Source organism: Coleofasciculaceae cyanobacterium (assembly GCA_036703275.1).
In the GTDB taxonomy this organism is placed as follows: domain Bacteria; phylum Cyanobacteriota; class Cyanobacteriia; order Cyanobacteriales; family Xenococcaceae; genus Waterburya.
The window spans coordinates 111894-137847 of the sequence record DATNPK010000102.1; the positions used below are offsets into that span (position 1 = coordinate 111894).

At 40.3% G+C, this 25954-nt stretch carries 23 protein-coding genes; 12 read left to right on the forward strand and 11 right to left on the reverse strand.

Annotation, left to right across the window (positions count from 1 at the left end; genetic code table 11):
• Positions 1-44: 44 nt before the first annotated feature.
• Positions 45-1427: a HAMP domain-containing sensor histidine kinase gene (locus V6C71_22700; protein HEY9771269.1), complete on the forward strand. Its 1383-nt coding sequence runs from the start codon at positions 45-47 to the stop codon at positions 1425-1427.
• 136 nt (positions 1428-1563) lie between these two features.
• Here V6C71_22700 and V6C71_22705 read toward each other — a convergent pair whose 3' ends face one another.
• The 3 genes from V6C71_22705 to malQ form a co-directional block, all read right to left on the reverse strand.
• Positions 1564-2763 carry a phosphoglycerate kinase gene (locus V6C71_22705; protein ID HEY9771270.1) on the reverse strand — a complete coding sequence of 400 codons (1200 nt, stop codon included), beginning with the start codon at positions 2761-2763 and terminating at the stop codon, positions 1564-1566.
• A gap of 152 nt (positions 2764-2915) precedes the next feature.
• Complete coding sequence (locus tag V6C71_22710) at positions 2916-3770, reverse strand: ankyrin repeat domain-containing protein (protein HEY9771271.1); 855 nt, start codon at positions 3768-3770, stop codon at positions 2916-2918.
• 84 nt (positions 3771-3854) lie between these two features.
• Complete coding sequence (malQ, locus tag V6C71_22715; protein ID HEY9771272.1) at positions 3855-5369, reverse strand: 4-alpha-glucanotransferase; 1515 nt, start codon at positions 5367-5369, stop codon at positions 3855-3857.
• A 248-nt stretch (positions 5370-5617) separates the two neighbouring features.
• Between malQ and psbZ the strand changes: the two genes are divergently transcribed.
• Positions 5618-5806, forward strand: coding sequence for a photosystem II reaction center protein PsbZ (gene psbZ, locus V6C71_22720; GenBank protein HEY9771273.1), 189 nt, complete (start codon positions 5618-5620; stop codon positions 5804-5806).
• A gap of 122 nt (positions 5807-5928) precedes the next feature.
• Positions 5929-6507: a 6,7-dimethyl-8-ribityllumazine synthase gene (ribH, locus tag V6C71_22725; GenBank protein HEY9771274.1), complete on the forward strand. Its 579-nt coding sequence runs from the start codon at positions 5929-5931 to the stop codon at positions 6505-6507.
• A 60-nt stretch (positions 6508-6567) separates the two neighbouring features.
• Here the strand turns inward: ribH and V6C71_22730 are convergent, their stop codons facing one another.
• Positions 6568-7320, reverse strand: coding sequence for a response regulator transcription factor (locus V6C71_22730; GenBank protein HEY9771275.1), 753 nt, complete (start codon positions 7318-7320; stop codon positions 6568-6570).
• Positions 7321-7791: 471 nt separating this feature from the next.
• Between V6C71_22730 and gatB the strand changes: the two genes are divergently transcribed.
• Positions 7792-9282, forward strand: a complete 1491-nt coding sequence (gatB, locus tag V6C71_22735) for an Asp-tRNA(Asn)/Glu-tRNA(Gln) amidotransferase subunit GatB (protein HEY9771276.1) — start codon at positions 7792-7794, stop codon at positions 9280-9282.
• Between the two features lie 145 nt (positions 9283-9427).
• On the opposite strand, the gene V6C71_22740 is transcribed toward gatB, so the two are convergent.
• Complete coding sequence (locus V6C71_22740) at positions 9428-10753, reverse strand: PhoH family protein (protein ID HEY9771277.1); 1326 nt, start codon at positions 10751-10753, stop codon at positions 9428-9430.
• A gap of 884 nt (positions 10754-11637) precedes the next feature.
• Entirely contained in the window at positions 11638-12210 is a 573-nt protein-coding gene (locus V6C71_22745; protein ID HEY9771278.1) for a metal-binding protein, read from the reverse strand.
• A gap of 170 nt (positions 12211-12380) precedes the next feature.
• Between V6C71_22745 and tyrS the strand changes: the two genes are divergently transcribed.
• From tyrS to V6C71_22765, 4 genes are all read left to right on the forward strand, one after another.
• Entirely contained in the window at positions 12381-13604 is a 1224-nt protein-coding gene (gene tyrS / locus V6C71_22750; GenBank protein ID HEY9771279.1) for a tyrosine--tRNA ligase, read from the forward strand.
• A gap of 67 nt (positions 13605-13671) precedes the next feature.
• A complete protein-coding gene (locus V6C71_22755; protein ID HEY9771280.1) occupies positions 13672-14244 on the forward strand; it encodes a hypothetical protein in 573 nt (190 codons plus the stop codon).
• A 169-nt stretch (positions 14245-14413) separates the two neighbouring features.
• Complete coding sequence (locus V6C71_22760; GenBank protein ID HEY9771281.1) at positions 14414-15481, forward strand: potassium channel protein; 1068 nt, start codon at positions 14414-14416, stop codon at positions 15479-15481.
• Between the two features lies 1 nt (position 15482).
• Entirely contained in the window at positions 15483-17219 is a 1737-nt protein-coding gene (locus V6C71_22765) for an ammonium transporter (GenBank protein ID HEY9771282.1), read from the forward strand.
• Positions 17220-17373: 154 nt separating this feature from the next.
• Here V6C71_22765 and V6C71_22770 read toward each other — a convergent pair whose 3' ends face one another.
• Entirely contained in the window at positions 17374-18540 is a 1167-nt protein-coding gene (locus tag V6C71_22770; protein HEY9771283.1) for an alanine--glyoxylate aminotransferase family protein, read from the reverse strand.
• Between the two features lie 258 nt (positions 18541-18798).
• On the opposite strand from V6C71_22770, the gene cysH reads away from it, so the two are divergent.
• Together cysH and pheS are read left to right on the forward strand one after the other, a co-directional pair.
• Complete coding sequence (cysH, locus tag V6C71_22775) at positions 18799-19557, forward strand: phosphoadenosine phosphosulfate reductase (protein ID HEY9771284.1); 759 nt, start codon at positions 18799-18801, stop codon at positions 19555-19557.
• Positions 19558-19835: 278 nt separating this feature from the next.
• The gene (gene pheS / locus V6C71_22780) at positions 19836-20828 is read left to right on the forward strand and encodes a phenylalanine--tRNA ligase subunit alpha (GenBank protein ID HEY9771285.1); all 993 of its coding nucleotides are present in this window, start codon (positions 19836-19838) and stop codon (positions 20826-20828) included.
• A 50-nt stretch (positions 20829-20878) separates the two neighbouring features.
• Here pheS and V6C71_22785 read toward each other — a convergent pair whose 3' ends face one another.
• From V6C71_22785 to V6C71_22800, 4 genes are all read right to left on the reverse strand, one after another.
• The gene (locus V6C71_22785) at positions 20879-21232 is read right to left on the reverse strand and encodes a 4a-hydroxytetrahydrobiopterin dehydratase (GenBank protein ID HEY9771286.1); all 354 of its coding nucleotides are present in this window, start codon (positions 21230-21232) and stop codon (positions 20879-20881) included.
• A gap of 168 nt (positions 21233-21400) precedes the next feature.
• Positions 21401-22840, reverse strand: coding sequence for a cardiolipin synthase (cls, locus tag V6C71_22790; protein ID HEY9771287.1), 1440 nt, complete (start codon positions 22838-22840; stop codon positions 21401-21403).
• 32 nt (positions 22841-22872) lie between these two features.
• Positions 22873-23703 carry an endonuclease/exonuclease/phosphatase family protein gene (locus tag V6C71_22795; protein HEY9771288.1) on the reverse strand — a complete coding sequence of 277 codons (831 nt, stop codon included), beginning with the start codon at positions 23701-23703 and terminating at the stop codon, positions 22873-22875.
• A 132-nt stretch (positions 23704-23835) separates the two neighbouring features.
• A complete protein-coding gene (locus V6C71_22800) occupies positions 23836-23982 on the reverse strand; it encodes a hypothetical protein (GenBank protein HEY9771289.1) in 147 nt (48 codons plus the stop codon).
• Between the two features lie 246 nt (positions 23983-24228).
• On the opposite strand from V6C71_22800, the gene V6C71_22805 reads away from it, so the two are divergent.
• A complete protein-coding gene (locus V6C71_22805) occupies positions 24229-24735 on the forward strand; it encodes a CBS domain-containing protein (protein ID HEY9771290.1) in 507 nt (168 codons plus the stop codon).
• Between the two features lie 817 nt (positions 24736-25552).
• Positions 25553-25954 (forward strand): serine hydrolase (locus V6C71_22810; protein ID HEY9771291.1); only part of this gene is annotated, 402 nt, incomplete at its 3' end.

A 25954-nucleotide genomic window follows, 5' to 3' on the forward strand; every position in this document is an offset into this window, starting at 1 on the left:
TTTTATTATTCAACATTGAACAATTAAGATTCAACATTTTGTAAATGAACTTACTATTTCAGTCAACTCGTCGTCGGTTAGCTTTGTGGTATACCACAGTGACGGCTGTTCTCTTGTTGCTTTTTGCCATAGGGGTATATTTTTATGTACGCAACACCCTAATAGATCGCATCGATGATACTTTAAAGCACGTTGTCGAAGTGGTAGACCGCTCTTTGGTCATTCAACCCCTAGCAGAAACCAAGGGAACATATGGCGTAAATGTTGATGCTAGCTTTAGTCAAAAGGTGAATAGCTTAGAAGACGATCGCATTGATTTAGAGTGGTTTAATCCGCAACAAAAGTTACTGTGGTCTACCTTTGAGCAGCCGATAGACTATCCTCTCCATCCTAATCGTAGTGGCGAGACGGTTTATCTAACAGGCGATCGCATTTTGCGTCAAATTGTGCAGCAAGTTGAACTAGATCATCGCGTCTTGGGCTATTTAAGGGTAAGTCATCCCTGGTTTGAAGTCACTAAGCCAATCAATCAACTAACCAGAGATTTAATTATTGGTATTATCATAATGGTGTTTTGCGTCTGGGGTATTGGCTGGTTTTTGTCGGGAATTGCCATTAAGCCAGTGCAGGTTTCCTATTCTAGTTTAAAACAGTTTACCGCCGATGCTTCCCATGAGTTACGCAACCCTATTGCCACAATTCAAACTAATGTTCAGATGGCGTTAGCCTATCCCGAAGCCGAACCTCAACTACAGCAAAGACAGCTACAGATTATTGAACGTTTGACTCAAAAATTGGGACGCTTGGTCAATGACTTGCTGTTTCTTGCTCGTTCCGATAGTGGTATGGTGCAGTTGGATTGGCAACCTGTACCTTTAGATGCTTTGTTGATTGATGTGATTGAAGAACAGAGGATAGCGGCTACTCAAAAAGGATTGTTTCTTTCTTTACATATTGTTGAGCCAAAAATTGAAGAAGATATGAAAGAAGAGGATATTTTTACCGTTCGAGGAGACTGGGACTATTTATCTCGTTTGTTTACCAACCTGATTGCTAATGCGATCGAGCATACAGATCAATCCAAAGCATCAGCTGAAGCTTCAGTAGAAGTTGAATTAGCCTTAATTAAACTTCCGCTCAAAACTATGATTAGAGAATCTCATCGTCAATATGCCTTACAGGTGAAGGTAAAAGACAACGGTAAGGGTATAGCTGAATCTGCTTTACCTCACATCTTCGATCGCTTCTATCGTGCAGATCCAGCTCGTTCTCCTCAGCGACAAATAGATAGCCCTACAGGGGCGGGTTTGGGATTGGCGATCGCCAAAGCCATTGTCGAAAATCATCAGGGACAAATCACCGTAGATAGCACTCTCGAGCAAGGAACAATCTTCTGCGTAACTCTCCCTCAAAATCTTAATTCTTAAATTACCAAGACAATATTTTCTCCAGCAAAAATGCCTGTAGAAAAATCAAAGTTAATCAACAGGCTAAACAAAACTAATTTTTTAGGGTGTAAATTACTTCTTTCCCCTAAATTAAAGCTTAAAGCTAATAGCTAATTTAAGCATCATCTAATGCAACAATACCAGGTAAAGTTTTACCTTCTAGTAATTCTAAGCTGGCACCACCACCAGTAGAAATATGGCTCATTTTTTCAGCAACACCTACTTTTTCTACCGCAGCAACCGAATCACCACCACCAATGATTGTGACAGCATCAGATTTACCTGCTAATGTATGAGCGATCGCTTCTGTACCAGCCGCGAATTTATCAAATTCAAATACGCCCATAGGACCATTCCAAATTACCGCATTACAGTCTGCTAGTGCATCTTGGAATACTTTAATTGAATCAGGGCCAATATCTAAACCCATCCAGCCATCAGGAATGTCATTAATGCTAACAGCCTTAGCATTGGCATCAGGGGCGAAGTTATCAGCTACTACCACATCAGTAGGCAACAGTAATTCAACGCCTTGCTCTTTGGCTTTGGCTTCCAAAGATTTAGCTAGCTCAAGCTTATCTTCTTCAACTAGAGAATTACCAACGCTCAAACCACGAGCTTTATAGAAAGTAAAGATCATCCCGCCACCAATTAGTAGCTTGTCGCACTTGTCTAATAAAGTTTCAATTACACCAATTTTACTTGATACTTTTGAACCACCGATAATCGCTGCTAGAGGGCGCTTGGGGTTGTCAACAGCATCCTGAAGATAATCAAGTTCTTTCTCAATCAGATATCCAGCAACGCTAGGACTCAGGTAATGAGTTACGCCCTCAGTAGAAGCATGAGCGCGGTGAGCAGTACCAAAGGCTTCATTTACGTATAGATCGGCATTGGAAGCTAACTGTTTAGCAAATTCAGAGTCGTTGCTAGTTTCTTCGTTATGGAAACGGAGATTTTCTAACAAAACAACTTGACCATTGCTCATCCCGTTAACGGTAGCAGCTACTTCATCCCCAATACAATCATCGCACTTAGTAACCTCTTGTCCCAACAACTCAGAAAGTCTCTTGGCAACAGGAGTCAGACGCAATTCTTCTTTGACTTCACCTTTTGGACGACCCATGTGGCTACATAAGATTACTTTACCGCCCTTGCCAACTAAATCTTGAATCGTTGGTAGAGCAGCCTTGATGCGAGTATCATCGGTGATGTTGCCGCTATCATCTAAGGGAACATTAAAATCGGCTCTGACTAAAACTTTTTTTCCAGAAACGTCTGCTTCTGTCAAACTCGCGACTGTCTTCTTAGCCACTGTTATCCTCCTTGCTGCTTTTTAAATAATTTAATCAAAATTACCCAAATCTAAAGATAAATTTAAATTTTGGGACTAGGATTAATCTACCAGAGGGACTGCACGAAGGAAAGCACTCTTTACAGTATTTATTTTGGATATTTAGACTGACTTCAATCTTCACTAGAAAATTTGAAAAACATTTCGTCGCTATTGTCTTGGTTATCTATAATCGGGGCAAGAAGCTGCTCGCCTTCGCGAATCAACTGCTGATACTCAGATTTAATTAAGTTTGATGGCGATTGAGTCAAAATCTTACCTAGCTCGACTTGCTGCTGCTGGCTAATACTCTGGCTAATTATATCGCTAGCTTTATTTCCCTGATGATCTGTAATTGTTAATGATGCTCCACTATTAACCAAAAACTCTACTATATTCAGCCTGGAGTTGCCCACGGCATACATTAAAGCAGTTTTACCATCTGCTGCTTGAGCATCAATTTCTGCTCCACTATCTAGCAAATAGAGAATTATTTGTAGCTTATCCTGCATCGGACGAGCATCTTGAATACCCAAAATAGCCGCTTTCATTAAAGGAGTCAGGCTGTTTTTGTCTCTTAAATTAGGATCGGCACCGTTGAGCAGCAGCAGTTTAACAATATCTGGCAGACACCAAACAATAGCTATCTCTAAAACAGTCCGCCCTAAGCTATCTCTAACATTAGGATTAGCACCGTATTCGAGCAAGAGACGCAAGCATTTTTCGTTAGCGATCAGGCGATAAAGAGTTTTCGAGCGATCGCACTTTTTCCCCTGAGGTAAAGTAAACCAGTGTTTCTCAAATACGAGAAACAGCAACGGTTTAGAAGCTTGATCTACTAGACGAACGTTAGGATCTACTCCTTGCTTGAGTAGCTTTTTAACAGCAGTAAGATTATTGGCTGCAACAGCTTCGGCTAGTCTCAACTCCTGTTTGCTAGCGCTCGCCCGAAATTTCTCTACAATACTACTAAAAATCACCCAGCTCACCAACTTAAATTTAATTTAACTGTAGATTTTAACTATTGTAAAGCATAGATAATTGAACCGCATTTGCTTGTCGCTAATTATCAACTATTCACTTTTTACTGGCGTGCGTCCGTAAAGATAGGTTAAATATTTTAAGCGGCCACTCAATTCATCATTAAACGCTTCGGCGCGACAACGCCAACTCCAGTTACCTGTGGGCTGAGAGGGGGTATTCATCTTAGCATCTGTACCCAAACCTAAAACATCTTGAAATGGTAATATTGCCGTGTTGCCCACCGAACTGAGCGCCAAACGAATCATTGCCCAATGGATGCCGTCTTCACATAAACAGCCCAAATAGTCTATTACCTGAGATTTGGCTTCGGGCGATCGCTCATAAAACCAGCCCACAGTAGTATTATTATCGTGAGTACCTGTATAAACGATGCAGTTGCGATCGCAGTAATTATAGGGCAAAAAGCCATTTGCGCGATCGGCATCAAAGGCAAACTGGAGAATTTTCATCCCAGGAAACTTAAATTTATCTCGTAATGCTTCTACTTCTGGAGTAATTACTCCTAAATCTTCTGCCACAATAGGTAGTTTACCTAGCTGCTGTTCTAATAACTGAAAAAACTCATCTCCAGGGGCTTCTAGCCAAGTACCGTTCATCGCGGTGGTTTCTCCTTGAGGTACTGCCCAATAAGCCTGAAAACCTCTAAAGTGGTCGATGCGAATAATATCTACATATTCCAAAGTAGCTTCAACTCTTCTGATCCACCATTTGAAATCCGTTCTTTCTAGTTCCTCCCAGTTATAAACGGGGTTACCCCAAAGCTGACCAGTAGCGCTAAAGTAATCTGGAGGAACACCCGCCATTAAAGCTGGTGCGCTTGTCTCGGGGTCTAAACTAAAAATCTTGCTATGAGCCCAAACATCGACACTATCATGAGCAACATAGATCGGAATATCGCCGAAAAGTTTAATTCCTTTTTGGTTAGCGTATTGCTTCAGGTTTTTCCACTGACAAAAAAATTGATACTGCACAAATTTATGGAAATAAATCTCATCAGCTAGTTCTGTTGCCCACCTTGCCATCGCTTGAGGCTGACGGGAAGCTATATCTGACTCCCATTGATTCCAACCGCTGCCGTTATGAGCCTGTTTGAGGGACATAAATAGAGCATAGTTACTCAGCCAATCATTATGACGATTGCAAAAGCTTTTAAATTCCCCATCTTCTGTTGCTGAAGCCTGAACTTTGAAGCGATCGCTTGCCCGCCTTAACAGAGGCATTTTGATGCCAATCACTCGCTCGAAATCAACAAAGTCTAAAGAAAATTCAGGCAGGTGCTGTAATTCCTCCGCCGTCAATAATCCTTGGTCAAGAAGAATTGTCGGACTAATTAACAAAGGATTTCCTGCCAAAGCAGAATAAGATAGGTATGGAGAGTTGCCATAACCAGTCGGCCCAATTGGTAATATTTGCCATATTTGCTGGTCGCTGTTGGCTAAAAAATCGACGAATTGATATGCGTTCTCACCCAAATCGCCGATCCCAAAACGGCTAGGCAGAGAAGTGGGATGAAGTAATACGCCGCTAGCTCTAAAATCCAACATTGATGATTAATAAATTTTAATAAATTTTGTCTAATGCCTCGGAGAAACCATAGCTTTTTCAAGGCTTTGGTATCTATTTAATTTACAATAGTTTAAATAAAGTTATTTAGCATGGTCTAAAAGATAGCTTCTCAGATGTAGTCAATTTTTGGTAGCGTAATATATTAGGAAAAAAATCACCAAATTTAAACTTTAATTTAAAGATTTGCCATTTTGTTTTGGCTATCTTGATTTAGGAGAATCAACCGATGACTATTTTATTTCAATTAGCACTAGCTGCTTTAGTTCTATTTTCTTTTGTGATGGTAATTGGCGTGCCAGTTGCCTATGCTTCTCCCCAAAACTGGGATCAATCTAAATCTCTGATTTATGTTGGCTCTGGGATTTGGACTGTTTTAGTGGTAGTGGTAGCAGTGCTTAACTTTTTTGTTATTTAAACAGCTAAATATTGGCAAACTGAACCATAGTGCGATCGCTATTTTGGTAGCGATCGTCTACTTGAATTGCCGTTGCGTTCAATTTTACAGAATTATTTAGTTTATTACTTTAATTTAGTTTTATGGCTGTTTTTGAGGGAACATTTGCAGGAGACTTATCAAACGTAAGGATGGCGATCGTTATTGGTCGTTTTAATGATTTGGTGACAGATAAGCTCATTTCTGGCTGTCAAGATTGCTTGAAACGTCACGGTATCAACATAGAACCTGAGGGTGGTCAAATAGATTATGTTTGGGTTCCTGGTAGCTACGAGATTGCCATGGTGGCGCGACAGTTAGCTTTCTCTGGTAATTACGATGCCATAATTTGCCTGGGTGCGGTAATTCGCGGGCAAACGCCTCATTTTGATTATGTAGCTTCCGAAGCCGCCAAAGGGGTTGCAGCAGCTAGTTTTCAATCAGGTGTCCCAGTTATTTTTGGTGTTTTGACGGTTGATACGATGCAGCAGGCTTTAGAAAGAGCTGGAATCAAGAGCAATTTAGGCTGGAACTACGCTTTAAATGCTTTAGAAATGGCTAGTTTAATGCAGCAGATTAATAATCGTTCCGGAGCTTCTTCTCGTTCCGACCTGCCGCCAGGCAATGAGACTATTGCTTTGCCCGAGGTGGCTAGTCAAAATGTATCTAATAGTGAATATTAAACAGAAAAATAATTATCAATAATTTGTTGTCGAAAAATCTTTAATAGTTCTAGAAAACGTTTAAGATAAAGCCACAAAAACCAAAAATCCTAAAGAAAATAGAATACTAAAAATTAAAAGCTTAAATTCAAAGCTCATTATAGTCTTTTTAACTCTATTTATTTTGACATTATGAAATAACGTATTTCCCTGCTGCTGTCGCTCAGTAGGAGCGTATTTTGCATATTTTTGTTGAATATGGTTTTTGGCAAGAATAGCTTCCATACCAGCCAAGTTTACTTCAGGTTCTTGAGACGGTTTAGCTGTAATTGAAATAGGTTTGACTTGAGTAGCATTTTGAGAAGCATCAGAGTTTTTGAGAGGGGTTACTTTAATTGGTGAATTCAAGTAAGATTCAGATTGGTTTCGGGGAATCAATGTTGTTAATAACTCTGACTTAAATGCTGAGTATCCTTTATGTACCAACTTAATTGACCACTCCAGTTCTTCAGAAGACACGTTTTTGAGTAGATAACCTTTAGCTCCCGATTCAGTTGCTTTGCTAACATAGCTTTGATCTTCATAACTACTCAGCATAATTACTTTAATTTCAGGAAACTTGAGGCTAATTCTTTTCGATACGATTAATCCGTCAATACCAGGAAGATTTATATCTAACAGTACCACATCTGGCTTAACAGCCTCTATTTTCTGGAGCGCGCTTTCGCCATCTTGAGCATCGCCGACTATTTTTATTTCAGTTGCTTTTTCTAGCAGCACTCTTAGACCTTCACGTACTAAATTTTGATCGTCAACTATTAAGGTACGAATCATAATTAGTTATTTAGTTATTGAGAAATATAAATTGAAAATAGAAAGTATAATTTTTTAAATATTATCTTACATTTGGTTACTAAAATAAAGTAATCAGGATTAGGTTTAATTACTATTGAGGAACGAATTTTGCTTAAATATAGCTAGATCTAGAAAAAAAACGACTATTAATTATTTTTGAAGTCGATCGCTCTAAATTGTTGGTGAATTTTGTGCCTGGTGAACAGTATTGTTTGACTCGATCCCCATGCTGTAGATTAAAACTTTAATTAAGAAGCGATCGCCAATAAAGCAGCACATCAAGAACATAAAGTAGGCGAGTCTGATTACTAGCGAATAAGATTAACCGCGAAGGCATTTTGTGATGATCCAGATAAAGCTCTAAATAAAATTAGGTTTTGCTAATTTGAGACTGTCGAGGAATCAAAACCGATAAAATAAAAAAATCGTTTTCTACTGAGTAAAAAATCTATGACCAGTGCTGCACCAACCAAGACAGAGTACGAAGCAATAATTGGCTTAGAAACTCACTGTCAATTAAGTACCGAAACTAAAATTTTTAGCAGCGAATCGACTAAATTTGATGGCGACAACCCCAATGTTAATATTTCGCCAATTTGTTTAGGATATCCTGGGGTACTACCTGTCTTAAACGAAAAAGTATTAGAGTATGCAGTAAAAGCTGGATTAGCTCTCAACTGTCAAATCGCACCTTACAGCAAGTTCGATCGCAAACAATACTTTTATCCCGACTTACCTAAAAATTATCAAATCTCTCAATTCGATCTTCCTATTGCCGAACATGGTTGGATTGAAATTGAGATTGTGGAAAAACCCAACACCGAACCGATCAGAAAAAAGATTGGGATTACTCGCTTACATATGGAAGAAGATGCGGGGAAACTGACTCACGGTGGCAGCGATCGCCTTGATGGTTCAACTTATTCTTTAGTAGACTTTAATCGTGCGGGTATACCCTTAGTCGAAATTGTTTCTGAACCCGATTTACGTAGTGGCAAAGAGGCAGCGGAATACGCTCAAGAAATTCGCCGTATTATGCTTTATTTAGGTATTAGTGATGGCAAGATGAACGAAGGGTCTTTACGCTGTGATGTAAACATCTCCGTGCGTCCTGTGGGACAAAAGGAATTTGGCACTAAGGTAGAAATTAAGAACATGAATTCCTTTAGCGCGATCCAAAAGGCGATCGACTATGAGATCGAACGGCAGATTGAGGCGATTAAAAACGGCGAACCAATTTATCAAGAAACCCGTCTTTGGCAAGAAGGTAGTGGACGTACTAAAAGTATGCGTCTTAAGGAAGGAAGCAGCGACTATCGTTATTTTCCCGAACCAGATTTGCCGCCAATTGAAGTGTCTCCAGAACAGCTAGAAACCTGGAAAGCAGAACTACCAGAACTCCCTGTAGCTAAACGTCATCGCTATGAGTCAGAATTAGGCTTATCGGCTTATGATACAAGAGTATTGACAGACGATCGCGCTGTGGCAGAATATTTTGAAGCAGCGATCGCCTCTGGAGCAGATACTAAGCAGCTTGCTAACTGGGTGATGGGAGATATTGCAGCCTATGTCAACAGTAATAATCTTGGGATCTGGCAAACTCAATTGAAACCCGAAACTCTAGCTGAATTAGTTAGCCTGATTGCCGAAGGTACTATTAGCGGCAAAATCGGTAAGGATATTTTACCCGAACTACTAACTAAAGGCGGTTCAGCTAAAGCTCTAGTTGAGAAAAAAGGTTTGGTTCAAATTTCTGATACAGGAGAAATCGAGAAAATCATTGATGAAGTGATCGCTGCCCATCCTCAAGAGTTAGAACAATTCCGCAACGGTAAAACTAAGCTCAAAGGTTTCTTTGTCGGACAAGTCATGAAGCAAACTGGCGGACGTGCCGATCCTAAGTTGACTAATCAATTGTTAGCTAAGAAATTACAAGGTTAATTAAATTAGGACAGAAAAACCCTGTAGAGGACGGGGTTGATCGACTCTGGAGGTTGACTCCAGAGACAACACGGACGGCTGGAAGGAATGTCGGGGTAACCTGCATCGCGTCCTCCACTCGTAAATAACCTTTAATTTCTCACTCCTAAAGCAGGGCTGTGGCTCTTTCTGCTAATCCAGAACGTTCACCTTTGGAGAGGGTAATATGACCTGCGAGGGGTTCGTGCTTAAATCTTTCTACAACATACGTAAGTCCATTGCTGGCAGCATCGATATAAGGATTATCAATCTGATCGGGATCTCCTGTTAAGACAACTTTAGTTCCTTCCCCAGCACGAGTGATAATTGTCTTTACCTCATGAGGAGTAAGATTTTGCGCCTCGTCAATAATTAAAAACTGCTGGGGAATAGTACGACCTCGAATATAGGTTAGGGGTTCAATTTGCAGCAGTCCCATCTCAATTAATTCTTCGTGTCCTCTGCGCCAATGTCCAGGCTTTTGATTAGTATCATGAGTGCCAAAGATTAAGTCGAAATTGTCATATAAAGGCTGCATCCAAGGAGTTAGCTTTTCATTAATATCTCCTGGAAGAAACCCAATATCTTTGCCCATTGGAACAACTGGACGAGAGATCAAAAGACGAGTATAAAGTTTTTCATCAGCAACTTTTTGCAGTCCTGCGGCGATCGCTAATAAAGTTTTTCCTGTCCCTGCTTTACCCACCAAGGTAACTAACTTAATTGAGTCTTGTAACAGTAAATTAAGAGCGAACCTTTGTTCTCGGTTACGGGATTGTATACGTGATACCCCTAGTTTTGGTAACGCCACTAAGGGAATAATTTTGCTACTTTCTCCCTCTACCATGCCCAATGCGGTGTGGGACGGATTATTACTATCTACGAGGGTGATATCTTGATTGGGTAAAAATTTTTGTTCGAGAGTAATTGAACCAGCTTGAAAAAACTCGGCAATTTGCTCTGCACTAACTAATACTTCGGTCGTACCTGTATAAAGTTCATCTACGTCTACTTTATCTGTTTCATAGTCTTCTGCATTAAGTCCTAAAGCATCTGCTTTAATGCGTAGATTAGTGTCTTTACTAACTACAATCACGGGACACTGATACTTTTGTTTGCACTGCATTCCCACCGCTAAAATCGAGTTGTCCGCCAGATCGCCGCTTAATTCGAGAGGTAATTTTTTCAGAGTATCACGATCGCCTAATGCTACTCGTAGAGTTCCGCCATTACTCAATTCTACCCCTGTAGTTAAATGACCCTGCTGGCGCAGCTGATCTAGAGTACGGGAGACTTCTCTAGCGTTACGACCAGTCATTTCTGGCTGTTTTTTAAAGCGATCTAGCTCTTCAATTACGGCGATCGGTAGTACTATTTCATTGTCTTCAAACCGCAATATCGCAGTTGGGTCATGGAGTATTACATTAGTATCAACAACAAAGATTTTTTTCATTCAATCGTGAACTACTGGGAATATTTTTCGGTAAGTTTAATTGTGCCTTAAAAAAGGCGATCGATGCTTAATCTTATAATTTATTGCCTGACTCTAAGCAGTCAAATTTAGTTACCATAACTATTATTGATTACATACTCCCAATTATTGTTCGTTTATTCTTTCCATATTTGCTGCGTTTTTGGTAAATAATTATTGGTTTGATTAATCTAGTTGGTGGCTTAATAAACTAATCTAGATAATTGGTTTTAACTAATTGCCTTTCTATCTACATTTGCTACTGATTAATAATAGTCGGAGACGGTAAATTAAGCTCAATTTAAAAAGCAGTTTGCAGGCGATTTTTAACTCTGGCATGTATTTCGGCGGCTTCTTCAATCAAAAACTTTTCTAAATCTTCCCTAGCTTGTTTAATTTCTGCTTTAATATCCTGACTAAGTTTAAGAATTAATTATTGCAGCCTATGTTTAGCTTTGCTAATAGTTTATTGAGTAAATTATTCGGTTTTTAGTTGATTTTTGAAAGATACAATCCCCGCAGTTTTATATTCAATTACTGCTTTGAGATTATCTGATACCCATTTGGGGAAAAGTTCAAAGTCGCTCAAATTGCTCAATAACAAATTTCTAGCATTGATATCAGCTTTTTCGATCGCATCAGCCTGAACATATTCTTCCTCAACAAAAAAATTTTCGACACATCGATCGCCGCTTCGGTTTTAAGCTGCTCTAATACCTGGAAATTCTGCTGTAGCTTAATTTTGACATCGGCAATACAGCTTAAGCGATCGCATTAATAATAGTGGATTTACTAGTCTTCATCGTTGCTACAATTGCCATTGGCAATTCTAAATTGGCAACGTTTTGATCCACAGCTACATTTGCTTATTTTTTCTTCTGGTAGATTTTGGCTTTGCGTAGTTGTTTAGTTACGACGCTATTTTTGCTAGATTTATTTTTGAGACGAAGCTTACGACTCGAAGCGATCCAATCACTGATGCTATGACTCATTGCACCAATTTCTAATCCGACAGTAAGAGCTATTGTTTCTTGATGATATTTTCTAAGTAACAATAATTGTTCCTGGACAAAATCTTGCCAATTCCAGGTAAAACCGAAACACAACTGAGCGATCCCCACTACAAAGATACTAACCCAGCCGATCATCACCAATAAATATGCAATGCGGAGACAAGTACCAATAATAGGGCCATGAGATAACACCGAACGATGTCGTAAAAACTTACGGTATGGCAGCCAAATACCGCGTATAATGCTCCAACGTTTGTATTGAATCGAGTCAATATCTAAATCTGGACCAAACATCATCCCGCTAAATAGAAATCCGCCAGAGAGAATTAAAGTCAAGTCTCCGTTGTTAGTAAAACCGTAAGTAACTCCCGCCACCCAGGGGAGAATCCAAAGAGTAATGCGATCGTGTGTGACTCCAGAAGGCATAGTTTATTTTAGCGCTCGGTTGCAAATGAGCAGTTATCAATTATTGAATAATGTTGCTAGGGTAAGGGACTTTTGGCGTAATGAACAGTAGGCAATTTATCGATTTAGGGTAAATAGTCTGATACTTTGGTAATCTGACTAAAGTGATTTGTTCAATGGGTGATTGAGTAATGTCTGATTCCGATTCCAATAATAGTTTAGATTGGCTGTATCGAGGTACAAGCGAAATCTTTCCAGATCGGTCTGATTCGGATAATCGAGATGAGAATTTAAGTCAGCGGATAGCACAAAGGCATCGCCCTTTAAGAGTCAAGTTAGGTATCGACCCTACAGGTACAGACATTCACCTGGGTCATAGTATTCCCTTTCGCAAGTTACGCGCTTTTCAAGATGCAGGACACACGGCAGTAGTAATTATTGGCGACTTTACCGCTCAAATTGGCGATCCGACAGGCAAGTCTGATGTCCGTCGTCAACTAACCCCAGAAGAGGTAAAAGCCAACGCTCAAAGCTATTTAGACCAGTTACGACCTATTTTAGATTTTGATACTCCAGGACGGTTAGAAATTCGTTATAACTCTGAATGGCTAAGTAAATTAAATCTCGCTCAGATCCAGGAATTGCTGGCTACGATGACCGTCGGACAAATGTTAGCTAAAGAAGGTTTTGCCGAACGCTACGGTCAAGAAAAACCGATTTTCCTCCATGAATTTTTATATCCTTTGATGCAGGGTTATGATTCGGTAGCAGTGGAAGCGGATGTTGAGTTGGGAGGAACAGACCAGAAGTTTAATATTGCCGTGGGACGAGATTTGCAACGGCACTTTAAGAAAACTCCGCAGTTTGGTTTGCTGTTACCAATTTTACTAGGTACGGACGGAGTACAAAAAATGTCTAAATCTTTGGGTAATTACGTGGGACTACAGGAAGACGCTTTGTCGATGTATTCTAAGCTGGAAAAAACTCCTGATAATTTGCTTAAAGATTACTTTGAGCTGTTAACCAATCTAGATTTAAGCCAATTACCCGAAAACCCCCGTCAATCGCAAAAACTATTAGCTATTGAGATCGCATCCCAGTTTCATGGGTTAGATGCAGCAAAACAGGCAAAGCAAACAGCAGAACAAATTGTGCTTCAGGGTAATACCACAGGGGGAAATCTTGCCGAATATTGCCTGTTAGAGGTAGAGTTTCCCGCCAAGCTATTTTACATTTTAAGTGCAAGTGGCTTGTGTAAAAGCAGTGGCGAGGGTCGCAGGCAGATTCAGGGGGGTGCAGTCCGTTTAGATGGCGATCGCCAAACTGAGGTTAATTTGGTTTTTGATTCTCCTGATGAACTAACGGGAAAAGTGCTACAAGTAGGCAAGAAAAAGTTTATTCGCTTAGTTTCCTAAGTATTGATTAGTGGTGCTTAATTTTTTTAAAGTTTGCTATTTAAGCGTATTAACAACCGCTGTCTTGATGGTTATTCCCCTTAGATCTATAGCTGATGACCGAATTCAAAGCATCCAGTCGTTCCTAACTTCTTTCGATCGCGATCGAGGAGTAATTATTAGTAATGAAAATTTAAGCGAAGAGAACTTTACTTGTCCCGATAATGTCAAAGAATTAACCGCCTTGCTCTTAAAAGATTTACCCGCCTATAGTAATCGTGTAATTCAAAGAACTCAAGCGATAAATCAAGCAGCAGGAATTGAAAACTATATTATTACCGCTAGTCAGGCTGAGTTTGAGCCTCTAGATTTGCCCAGACTTCAATACGACACCAAAGGCGATCGCGATCCAGAACAAGTTTTTTTTACAGTTTTAGAAAGACAGTATATCAATAACAAAATCGTTGATATTCAGACTTATCACTGGTTATTCTTAACCCAGACTGATAGTGGTTGGCGCACGGTAATCATGTTTTCTCGCTTTGGTAATTCTGCTGAGAATCAACCTCCTACTCCCCCAAGTGAAACTACCGATGGCATTATTGGTCGTGGAGTTCAGCTGTGGTTGAGAGACTGTCGCGCTGGTACGCTCAGATATTAATTCCAATTTAGAACTTACGCCAGAATTATTTCGCGCCAGCTTTTTGAGGCAACAATTAAGTACGGTAATAATCTATCGGTATCTTCAGACACAAAATACCCCTCAACGTTGAGATTAGATAACTTATATCAGCAATAACTAGATTGATTATTGAAAAGAACCCAACAATATGCAAAGTTCGTTTAAAAAAATTGCGATCGGAACAGTATTTTTTGTTCTCACGATTATATTTGCAGTTGTTGGTTATCTTTGCTTTGGTTGGTCGTTAATCGAAGCCATTTATATGGTAGTGATCACGGTTTTTGGTGTTGGCTATGGAGAAGTTAGACCAATAGACACTCCATCAGAAAAGGCTTTCACGATCGTAGTTATTCTGGCGGGGACTTCATCAGCATTATATATTGTGGGAGGTTTTGTACAGATGATTGCCGAAGGAGAAATTAACCGTGCTTTTGATGCCCAACGCAAAAAGAATACCATCTCTCATTTAAACAATCATGTAATTATTTGTGGCTTTGGGCGGATTGCTCAAGTGATAGCCATACATTTAGTAGAAGCAGCTCAAGACTTTGTGATTATTGACAATAATGGGGATAGAATTGCGATCGCCGAAAGTCTAGGTTATCTAGCGCAAGAAGGAGATGCAACTGATGAAAATATTCTGCAATCGGTTGGTATCCAAAAGGCTCAGGTTTTAGCCACTGTATTGCCCAATGATGCTATTAATGTCTTTATCACTCTAACCGCCCGTGAATTAAACCCAAAGCTATTGATTTTAGCTAGAGGAGAATTACCCAGTACCGAGAAAAAACTAAGGCTAGCTGGTGCCGATCATGTCATTTCACCAGCAGCAGTCAGTGGCGTCAGAATGGTAAATTTAATTGCCCGCCCAAGTAGTACAGGCTTTCTAGAACAAAAAGATCAACAAAATTCTTTGAATGATTTATTGGCTCAAATAGAGGTTCAAATTGATGAATTAACCCTTTCAGCCTATTCTCCTCTTACGGGGAAAACTATTCGAGAACTGGAAATTAGAGGGAAAGGAGCATTTATTGTCGTGGCTTTACGTCGCAGCAATGGGCTGTTGCTCACTCATCCTAGTTCATCTTTAATTTTAGATTGTGATGATACTTTAATTGTTTTAGGTCATCAAGAAGAACTGCCAAAATTTGCTCGTTATTATCAACTAAATCACGCTATGCATCAAAAACTCAGCCGAGAAAGAATACTGAACTAAAATGCTCAATCTACTTTGGATCTTACTCTGTGCGGGTTTAGTCTTTCTGATGCAAGCGGGGTTTATGTGCCTGGAGTCGGGCTTAACTCGCGCTAAGAATAGTATTAATGTAGCGGTTAAAAATATTGCCGATTTTGGCATATCCGTAGCTTTATTTTGGATCTTTGGCTATGGAATAATGTTTGGCACTTCCCAAGCTGGATGGATTGGAACTAGCGATTTTTTTCCTTCCGCCCAAACAGATCGGTCTTTGGCGATCGCCTTTTTTATCTTTCAAGCGATGTTTTGTGGTACGGCTACGACGATTATTTCTGGTGCAGTGGCAGAACGTCTCAAGTTTAGTGCCTATATAATTATTGCTATTTTAGTTTCAGGCATCATTTATCCTTTATTTGGTCATTGGGTTTGGAATGATGCTGGATGGCTCAAGCAATTAGGCTTTGTTGATTTTGCTGGAGGTACTGTGGTTCATGCCGTTGGAGCAATGGTCAGCTTGGCAACATTAATTTTAATTGGTTCGCGTCAAGGTAGGTTTGATTCATCAGGAAAAGCCAACAAAATTCAAGGGGCAAATTTGCCTTTTGCTGTCTTGGGGGCATTATTGCTTTGGGTTGGCTGGCTTGGATTTAATGGGGGCAGTACGTTAGAACTTAATGAGCAAGTTCCTGGAATTATTCTTAATACGGTGTTGGCTGGTGTTGCAGGAATGCTAACCGCAACTATCTGTAGTCAGTGGCACTATCGCAGAATTGAAGTTGAAGAGTTAATTAACGGTTCAATAGGTGGTTTAGTAGCAATTACGCCCTGTTGCAATGTGATAGCTACACCTTTAGCTGTTATTGTCGGAGTGACTGGTGCGATCGTAGCTCAACTAGTTTCCCGAAGTTTAAAGCGTTGGGGTATCGATGATGCAGTTGATGCAGTAGCAATTCACGGAGGGGCAGGTATTTGGGGAACGCTTTGTGTCGCTTTGTTTGGTCAATTAGAATTAATTGCTACAGGCTTAAATCGAATAACTCAGCTTGGCATACAGTTATTAGGGATTACTGTTGTTTGTATCTGGGCGTTTGGTTTTTCTTGGATCTTGCTCAAACTACTTAATTCATTTTTTGTATTGCGTGTATCTCCTGAAGCCGAGGAATTAGGCTTAAATGTTTCGGAACATCAGGCAAAAACGGATACCTATGAATTACTTCAGGTTATGGATCTGCAAGCAAAAACCCATGACTTGAGCTTACGAGTTCCTGTAGAATCATTTACAGAAAACGGACATATTGCAACTCGATACAATCAGATGATGGATGCGCTGCAAAAAAATCATCAACAAAGTGCCGAGTCATTAGAAGAATTATATGCAGTAACCGCAACAGTTATCTCAGCCGTCGAAAATAGCAAGTTTTCCCCTGCTGATTTTGATAGTTTTGCTTCTAGATCTGATGAATTGGGCATTTTAGGGCGGGTTTTGCAACAAATTGTCGAGATGATTAACACTCAGCAGCAAAAGTTAGCCAGAGTTGAAGAGCAATTACAGATATCTTCTGACAAACAGCAAAACTTAATTATCGAAATTCTCAAAGGTCGTTTTGGCAATCTTCCTCCATCCATCAGCGATCGCCTAAAATCTATTCATGATTTAGACCATTTGAATCAATTATTACAGCAAGCGATCGCCGTTAGCCGCTTGGATAAATTTTCTTTTCAATCAACTGCTGTAGATAACCAAATCTCCTCCAAATAAAATAATGATATTTATAGCAAGTGAACTATAAATTAGGACGTTAGTTATAAAACGAGCTAATAGCTAATAGCTATTAGCCATTAGCCATTAGCTTTTGAGCGACGTGTCTTAACCTTTGCTTCGAGTACTATAATTCAAAGCGATCGCTTTGAAATTAAGATTTTAGAACTTTTTCTAACGCATTAAGCAGCAATAGCACATTTTCGGGACGACTGTTGTAACCCATCAAGCCAATGCGCCAGACTTTCCCGCCTAGTTCTCCCAACCCGCCAGCAATTTCAATATTGTATTCCGTTAGCAGTTTTTTGGCGATCGCTTTACCATCAACTCCATCGGGAATTCTTACCGTAGTCAGGGTAGGCAAGCGCAACTCTTCGTCTACATGACAAGTTAAACCAAGTTCGGTCAAACCAGACCATAACATTTCAGCATTCCGTTGATGACGTTGCCAACGTTGCTCTAATCCTTCTTCGGCTACTATCCGTAAAGACTCCCGCAAACCATAATTGGTATTAATTGGGGCGGTGTGGTGATAAACTCGTTGTTCGCCCCAATATTTTGCCAACAATGACATATCCAAATACCAGTTGGGTACAGGTTTAGCACGGTTATGTAGCTTTTCCACCGCGCGACTGCTCATGGTAAAAGGAGATGCCCCAGGAGGACAACCTAAACCCTTTTGACTACAGCTATAAGCTAGATCGATACCCCAGTCGTCAATATATAGGGGGACACCACCAAGGCTAGTAACAGTGTCTACCAATAACAAACAATTATGTTTATGGCACAAATCTGCCACTCCCTCCAATGGTTGACGTGCGCCTGTAGAAGTTTCGGCATGAACTAAAGCCAGAATTGCTGGCTTATGGGTTTCTAGGTTGGTTTTAATTTCATCCAAGGAAAACACCTGTCCCCAAGGTTTAGTCATGGTGCGGACATCTCCACCATATCGCCCCGCCATATCTACCAAGCGATTACCAAAGTAACCTTTAACACCAACTAAAACCACATCTCCAGGTTCGACTGTATTGGCAAGGGTAGCTTCCATCGCCGCTGTTCCTGTACCCGCAACGGCAATAGTAAGTTCATTTTCGGTTTGCCAAGCATAGCGCAGCAGATCTCGGATCTCATCCATCAAGGCTAAATAAGTAGGGTCGAGATGTCCTACAGGGCTGACGCTAGTTGCAGCCAAAACTCGGGGATTGACGTTAGCTGGTCCAGGTCCCAATAATAGACGAGGAGGCATATCAAGCTGTTTAGTTTTAATCCGATAGCGATCGTTTATGCGGTTTCCCGTGCTGATTCCTGTAGTTGCAACCATATCTTGAACCTCTTAGTTGGTCATTTTTTACGCCGATCTATAAGCCTAGTTTACTTGATGAACTTCTCAGAGAATATTTTAGTTGATTACTAGTTACTCATTAGCGATCGCCAGCAATTGTTATTAAGAACAACGACATGAAATAATTAGGTCTGGCATAATAAGTCTAATCAGTTCGCGTTCGTGCCAACTAGCTATCTAATTAGTTACTTTAAAACTTGTAACTAACCATCCATAAAGTCTAGAGAATTTAAGTCAATGATCTCTGCCACCTTTAAAGTACCCAACCTCGACCTATTTAAAGTTAATCAACAATTGGAAAATGCAGAAGCGTCATCACTTGTTGAATGGAGTGCTGAAACCTTTGGTGACGGTTTGGTTATGAGTACCAGCTTTGGTATCCAGGCAGCAGTGATGCTACATTTAGTCACTAGAATTGCTCCTAAGACTCCTATAATCTGGGTCGATACTGGATATCTACCAGCCGAAACCTATAGGTTTGCCGAAAAGCTCACTACAAGGCTTGAGCTTAATCTGAAAGTTTATCAATCGCCGATGTCTCCTGCCCGCATGGAGGCATTATACGGTAAACTTTGGGAACAGAATGATGTGGAAGCTTTTAATCGCTACGATCAAATTCGTAAAGTAGAACCCATGCAGCGCGCACTAAAAGAGTTGCAGACTACTGCTTGGCTAGCTGGGCTACGTCGCGATCAAACCGAACATCGCCAAAATTTGCGTAGAATCGATCGCCAGAACGCTCTGTATAAGATTTATCCCATACTTGATTGGAATGCCAGAGATATTTATAAATATCTTACTGCTTACGATTTACCCTATCACCCATTCTTCGATCTAGGTTATGTCTCTGTGGGAGACTGGCATTCTAGTCGACCTCTGACAGCCGATGATAGTGATGCTAGAAATACTCGTTTTCGCGGTTTAAAGCAAGAGTGTGGCTTACATCTACCTCAAACTTCGGGAGAGGAAGAAAGCCTTAATTCTAGTAGTCTTTAAAGTGTTGTTCAGTTGAGTTGCTATAAGTCTTTAACTGAGCCAATGCCAATATAAAACTGTTGCTTATGGGGTGGCCGCGATCATAATCTTTTTATAAGGTGATGTTAAATCTCAGGCAAGAGTGGAATGTACAAAGGAATAACTATGGCTTCCGCAATTTTAGGGCAGATTCGGTATATTATTATGAGCTGAGTACTGTGAAAATAATTACCGTTAGTAGAGTAAGAGTATTTCTTGATCGATCGCGCGCCTACCTTGAAAATTGCCAATTATCCTGAATGACTTCTATCCAAGAACAACTAAAAGAATTAAATACAGTCGCCGTAAGTGCGATCGCCTCAACTAATAGCCTAGAAGACCTAGAACAGCTAAGAGTCAAATATCTGGGCAAAAAGGGTCAAGTATCTCAAATATTGCGGGGTATGGGCAAATTATCCCCAGAAGAGCGTCCTGCGGTTGGCTCTTTGGCTAATGTGGTTAAAGAAGAAGTTCAGACAAGCATTGAGCAGCGCAAACAAAGTTTACAACAGGCGCAGATTGCGGCACAGATTCAAGCTGAAAGCTTAGATGTTACTATGCCTGGAGTTTATCGTCCTTTGGGTCGAGTGCATCCTCTCAACGGCGTAGTAGATCGCGTTTTAGATATCTTTGTTGGTTTGGGTTATACCGTGGCAACGGGTCCTCAAATAGAGACAGATTACTATAATTTTGAAGCTCTTAACACGCCCCCCGATCATCCTGCTAGAGATATGCAGGATACGTTTTATTTACCAGGAGGAAATTTATTACGTACCCATACCTCCTCGGTACAAATTCGCTACATGGAAAATCATCAACCACCCATGAGAATTATTGCTCCTGGTCGAGTTTATCGTCGGGATACAGTGGATGCTACTCACTCAGCAGTGTTTCATCAGGTAGAAATATTAGCCATTGATAAAGGTATAAAATTTACCGACCTCAAAGGTACAATCAAAGAGTTTTTACAGCGGATGTTTGGTTCAGAGCTTCCCGTACAGTTTCGCACTAGTTATTTTCCTTTTACCGAACCTTCGGCAGAGGTAGACGTGCAGTGGCAAAACAAATGGCTAGAAGTTATGGGTTGCGGTATGGTTGACCCTAATGTACTTAAAGCCGTCGGTTACGATCCAGAAGTGTATACAGGCTTTGCAGCAGGCTTTGGCGTAGAAAGATTTGCGATGGTATTGCATCAGATTGATGATATTCGTCGTTTATATAATAGTGACCTACGTTTTCTACGTCAGTTTTAACTTGCATCGACCAATACTTCAAGGTTTTGCAGTCAAACAAGTGCGAGTTTCTAAACAGTTGTCAGGTCTTGGAACAGAAGATCGCTTTTGGCTGCCATAATAAAATCATTATGATGAAGTCCTTTGATGGCATGAGTCCACCAACTAACAGTTACTTTTCCCCATTCAGTAAGTAAAGCGGGGTGATGGCCTTCTGCTTCGGCTACATCTCCGACAAGATTAGTAAAAGCTAATGCGCTTTGGAAATCGCAAAACTGGTAAACTTTTTGCAAATGCAATTCACCATCTTCGCTAATAATGTTCCAGTCGGGTATTTGAGTTTTGTAAATATTGATTTCTTCTTCTGTAGCAGTCGGTAAATTTCCCGTGCAGGGGACACATTTTTGCTCTAATAATTCTGTCATTATTCTTGCTCCTTGGTTTTAGTTAAATGTTTCTATTTTACTGCGCTCTTCAATAAAAGGCTTTGTTGGGTTTCACGCTTTGTTCTAACCAACCTACCAAGTCTCTACCAAGTCTCTTATTACTTTTGAGAGATGATATAAAAGTTAATAGCTATTAGTTATTAGTCTTTACAATATTGGTGCTAGTAGACGAGATACTCTTGCAGTTAACTTAAACCAGAAAGGTTTTTTCTGATAATGATCGAGATTGACCAGACGAGAAACATTTAAGTCTTTTTCCAGCATTTGGGTAACGCTTTCAATAAAGTAGTTATCAATAGCAAAAGTCATTACTTCAAAATTTAAAAAGAATGAGCGATTATCAAGATTAACTGTACCGACTCCTGCAATGTCATGATCGATGAGGATAACTTTTTGGTGCATAAATCCAGAGCGATAGCGATATAGCTTGATTCCTACAGCTTGAAGCTCTGTATAGTAAGAAAAAGAACAAAAATATACGCTCAGATGATCGGGGCGATTGGGCAAGATAATTCGCACATCTACACCACGTAGGGTAGCCAGCTTGAGTGCATTAAGAATAGAGCTGTTAGGAACAAAGTAAGGGCTAGCAATCCAGATTCGGCTTTGCGAGCGCTCGATCAAACTGAGAAAAAATAAATTACAGTTACGCAGTTTATCGGCGGGGCCTGTTGCTAGAATTAATGCTGTCTGATTGTATTGTGCTGCTTGTACCTGCCAAGAAACTTGAGGAATTTCTCTGGTAACCCAATACCAATCTCCGAGAAAAACACTCTGTAAACATTGAACCGCAGCACCGCGAATCTTAAGATGGGTATCTCGCCACGAGCCCAAATGAGGATTTTTGCCTAGATGCTCATCACCAATGTTTAAGCCACCCATAAAAGCGACTTTTCCATCAATAATTAGAATTTTACGATGGTTGCGAAAGTTGATTCTAAAGCGGTTGCCTTTTCTTCTGGTGCTGCCAAAGCCACTGACTTTGATACCATGCTTGCGCAGGGATTTAAGGTAGTTACGCGGGAGTTTTCGGGAGCCAATTTTGTCGTAGAGTAGACTTATTTTGACTCCTCGGTTAGCTCGCTCGATTAAAGCCTGTTTAAACTCGTTACCTGTGCGATCGTTGTTGATAATATATGATTGCAGCAAAATATAGTCCTGAGCTTGCGCGATCGCTTCTAACATTGCTTTGTAGGTTTGCTGACCATCAATTAATAATTCTATCTGGTTGCCAGTAGTAAATGGAAGCGGGGTAAAAACATCTGTCAGTTTTTCAATGGTAGAAAATTTAGCTGGAAGTACGGCCTTGTGTTCCAAGATTGCATCGTATGCTTGACTAACCAGGTTATGTTTTTCTAAATAAGCGGTTTGTAAAGCTTGGGCATATTCCTGAAATTCATTCTTGCCTAAAATCCAATACAAAGGAATAGCCACCCAGGGAAAAGTAATTAAGGATATGCCCCAGGCGATCGCGCCACGAGACGAGCGTACTACCATCACTGCATGGGCAGCAGTGAGAACTCCAATGCCGTGTACGATAATTGTCGCTATGCTAAAGATTGAGACAAGATTAATCCCTAACAGCATATAAAACTGGTTTAATTAAAGAAGTTAAAGTGTTAAACGTAAAGCTCTACTATTAGCGGATTATGATCCGAAGAGAAAAAAGTGTCTATTACTTTGGCATTAGCAGTTTTTTGTTTAAATCCTCGATAAAAAATGTAATCTAGGGGTGGAGAAAGCAGAAAGCGTTTGATTTTCAGAGCTTCAACCAGTGGAAAAGAGGCAGGAGTCAAGCCTAGTTTCGCCGTCATTTCTAAGAGAATTAGCCAGCGCGAACGATTCCAAGTATTGAAATCCCCAGAGAAAATTACTGCTCCTTTATGTTGAGAAATGATTGCTTCTATTTCCTTTAGCTGTGTCTGAAATTTGCTGGTTTCAACGAAGTTAATTAAGTGAGTATTGACTGTTAAAAGAGTATCGCGATCGCTGCCCAAAGAATATTCCACAAATAGAGAAACTTTTGGCGTTCGGGTAACGGGTTCTTGGTGCTGAGTAATTTTAGCAATACTATTAAGGCGATCGCTTTTAGTTGCGGTTAACACCCCAGAGTAAGTATTATCCAAAGTATCAATTAAATTGGGCGCAAAACTCCACCCCATTGATGCCAGTTCGGGAATTTGTTGTTCAATGGCACAAAGTCGAACTTCCTGAAGAAAAATTTTGTCTGGTTGATGTTGCTCGACTATGGCTAAAAAATCTTTACTCCAAGTGCGATCCTGATTATTTTTAGCGATATTCCAACTCAAAACCTTAATGGAATTTTGATTTAAAATTGTTGGACTAGGATGGGTACTATCAATAGTTGCTTCTGCAACCTTACCAAATCGATGAGTAGGACTAAACTGCTTAAGATATGATAGTGGATTCCCTTGTTGTAGCTCGAACATTGGTTATGAGTTGTTTAACTTAAGCTAGTCTAACACTTAAGAAATTGAGCCTTGAACATTGAGCATTAACAGTCATGAGCGGTTGATTTTTTTATCTGTAGCAATTTTCGATTTAATTGGCGATCGCTCGATTTATCCTTCACAGTAACCTAAGTCGTACATACTGGCTGCTTGAGGATCGTGTTCTGGGGGCTGTTTGGGTTTCCCTGCCCAAGCATCGGCTTTACCTTGGTCGATCCAGTCTTGGTCAGTCATAAATCTCTTAGAGACGTTATCCATAATTATTTGCCTCTTATTTTGATTGGTCTATACTTTATGTTTTATCAGTTTTTATCTCGATCAGAAGCAGTTTGCAACTATTTGATAAGTAAAACGGCATGAATGCAGGAATATAACCTTAATTAAGCTTCTGTTCCTCACAAGTTTCTCAAGTTGCTGATTTATTAATTAAGTGAAAGGAATTTCTGGATTAATGCCCATATTTCCTTTCGGTTTTGGGTAGTTGAAGTCTAAGGGAGAAATGAAATGATGAAAGCAGCAGACATCATGACCACCAAAGTATGTACGATTGATAGTTTAGCTACCGTAGCTGAGGCGATCGCCCTGATGCAGGACAAAAAAGTACGTTCTTTAATTGTTGAACCCAGTGAAGATGGCGCTTACGGAATTGTGACCGAAACAGACATTATTTATAAAGTAGCTAGCCAAGATCAAGATCCTAATTCGATTATGGTCTATCAAATTATGACCAAGCCCTGTATTGTAGTTAATCCCGATTTGGATTTGAAAAATGTAGCACGGCTATTTGCCGAAACAGGAATCGCCAGAGCGCCCGTCATTCAAAAACAGCTTTTAGGGATGATTTCTACAACTGATTTAATCATGAAATCGAATATGTCACGGCCAACTGCTGCTAACAACCTATCTTCAAAAATTAATGAAACTCTTTTACACAATCGCGTAGCTGCCGATTTACAAGCAGAAATAGAGCAAGAATGTGAAGCGGCTTGGGATGCGATCGAAGAAACTTAATTGAAGTCAAAAGTCAGAAGTCACAGATTACTCCGCCGTCCTAAAGGATACCGCTCCGCGTCCTAAAGGATTCCCTAAAGGGTACACCTTCGGATAGGCTAGCGCGTCACGCGAAGGACGCGACGTAAGGAGCTAATCCTTTAGGGCTAGTCATGCACGGGCATATAAAACGACGGAGACGGCACGGACCGTTGGTCAAAAGCGCGAAAAGCGAAGCAGCGGACGCGGAGCTTATACTAAAGCCAATCACGGATTCACGGATAAACCGCACTCCGCCCTTCGGTCACATTTGCGAAGCTTATCCTTTAGGACTAGCTCCGCGTCGTCCTTTAAAACTGGGTAACTGAAGCCGTCCTAAAGGATACCGCTCCGCATATTACTGGGGTTTCTCCCGTTGAGCTTCCATACGCAATAAGTCAAGAGTCAGAAGTTAACGATTTTGTCTCGTAAAACTTGAATATGAAGTCAGAAACTATCTAATAACGGTAGTGTTGCAAAAAGAAAAAAAAAGCTCTCAAGCAAAGAATAACTAAAAATATGGTATTTCATCCTTTTTATTAGACAGCAACTCCAAATAAAGAATGAATAAACTTAATTTGACCTAATACATCGTCTCGTTCTACATTTTTTATTTCATCAAATAGTCACAACATACAGTAACTCAATACTACTTTTAACTAGCTTCTGATTTTTGCAACACTACCCACGGAAAACAGATTGTAATTCCTCAATATGGTTCTGTACCTACTTGGATTTATAATGCCCGACACGGCATTTTGCGATCGCTTTGATCTTGGATTCCTTTTCTCAAGGCAAAGTGCCCCAAAGTTATCAGGCATTGGGGGAATACTTAGTTGATTATATGCCTCCGATTGTTTGGCATCCTAGCAAACTATACAGTTACTCCAGCCATACTACAGCTCTGTTGGGCTATTTGGTAGAAAAGATTTCTGGTGTTCCTTTCTCTCAATATATCGAGCAAAACATTTTTCAACCACTGGAAATGCGACGCAGCAGTTTCCTTCAGCCACCACCTCCACCTTTAGCAAACGATCTAGCGATAGGCTATCAATATCGCAATGGTTCTTTTAAATCTGTTCCGTACTTGTACCTAAATATTGCCCCTGCTGCATCTATGCAAACAACTGCTACAGATATGGCTAATTTTGCGCTCGCCCATCTATTAAATGGACGCTATGAAAACTCACGCATTCTTGAG

What these genes read in the sequence shown, in the direction of transcription:
- gatB (HEY9771276.1), top strand. Translation starts at nt 7,792, where the DNA reads ATGACCAGTGCTGCACCAACCAAGACAGAGTACGAAGCAATAATTGGC.
- V6C71_22795 (HEY9771288.1), bottom strand. Translation starts at nt 23,703, where the DNA reads ATGTTCGAGCTACAACAAGGGAATCCACTATCATATCTTAAGCAGTTT.
- V6C71_22730 (HEY9771275.1), bottom strand. Translation starts at nt 7,320, where the DNA reads ATGATTCGTACCTTAATAGTTGACGATCAAAATTTAGTACGTGAAGGT.
- cysH (HEY9771284.1), top strand. Translation starts at nt 18,799, where the DNA reads ATGATCTCTGCCACCTTTAAAGTACCCAACCTCGACCTATTTAAAGTT.
- ribH (HEY9771274.1), top strand. Translation starts at nt 5,929, where the DNA reads ATGGCTGTTTTTGAGGGAACATTTGCAGGAGACTTATCAAACGTAAGG.
- V6C71_22755 (HEY9771280.1), top strand. Translation starts at nt 13,672, where the DNA reads ATGGTTATTCCCCTTAGATCTATAGCTGATGACCGAATTCAAAGCATC.
- cls (HEY9771287.1), bottom strand. Translation starts at nt 22,840, where the DNA reads ATGCTGTTAGGGATTAATCTTGTCTCAATCTTTAGCATAGCGACAATT.
- psbZ (HEY9771273.1), top strand. Translation starts at nt 5,618, where the DNA reads ATGACTATTTTATTTCAATTAGCACTAGCTGCTTTAGTTCTATTTTCT.
- malQ (HEY9771272.1), bottom strand. Translation starts at nt 5,369, where the DNA reads ATGTTGGATTTTAGAGCTAGCGGCGTATTACTTCATCCCACTTCTCTG.
- V6C71_22765 (HEY9771282.1), top strand. Translation starts at nt 15,483, where the DNA reads ATGCTCAATCTACTTTGGATCTTACTCTGTGCGGGTTTAGTCTTTCTG.
- V6C71_22740 (HEY9771277.1), bottom strand. Translation starts at nt 10,753, where the DNA reads ATGAAAAAAATCTTTGTTGTTGATACTAATGTAATACTCCATGACCCA.
- V6C71_22760 (HEY9771281.1), top strand. Translation starts at nt 14,414, where the DNA reads ATGCAAAGTTCGTTTAAAAAAATTGCGATCGGAACAGTATTTTTTGTT.
- V6C71_22805 (HEY9771290.1), top strand. Translation starts at nt 24,229, where the DNA reads ATGATGAAAGCAGCAGACATCATGACCACCAAAGTATGTACGATTGAT.
- V6C71_22785 (HEY9771286.1), bottom strand. Translation starts at nt 21,232, where the DNA reads ATGACAGAATTATTAGAGCAAAAATGTGTCCCCTGCACGGGAAATTTA.
- V6C71_22745 (HEY9771278.1), bottom strand. Translation starts at nt 12,210, where the DNA reads ATGCCTTCTGGAGTCACACACGATCGCATTACTCTTTGGATTCTCCCC.
- tyrS (HEY9771279.1), top strand. Translation starts at nt 12,381, where the DNA reads ATGTCTGATTCCGATTCCAATAATAGTTTAGATTGGCTGTATCGAGGT.
- pheS (HEY9771285.1), top strand. Translation starts at nt 19,836, where the DNA reads ATGACTTCTATCCAAGAACAACTAAAAGAATTAAATACAGTCGCCGTA.
- V6C71_22800 (HEY9771289.1), bottom strand. Translation starts at nt 23,982, where the DNA reads ATGGATAACGTCTCTAAGAGATTTATGACTGACCAAGACTGGATCGAC.
- V6C71_22700 (HEY9771269.1), top strand. Translation starts at nt 45, where the DNA reads ATGAACTTACTATTTCAGTCAACTCGTCGTCGGTTAGCTTTGTGGTAT.
- V6C71_22770 (HEY9771283.1), bottom strand. Translation starts at nt 18,540, where the DNA reads ATGGTTGCAACTACAGGAATCAGCACGGGAAACCGCATAAACGATCGC.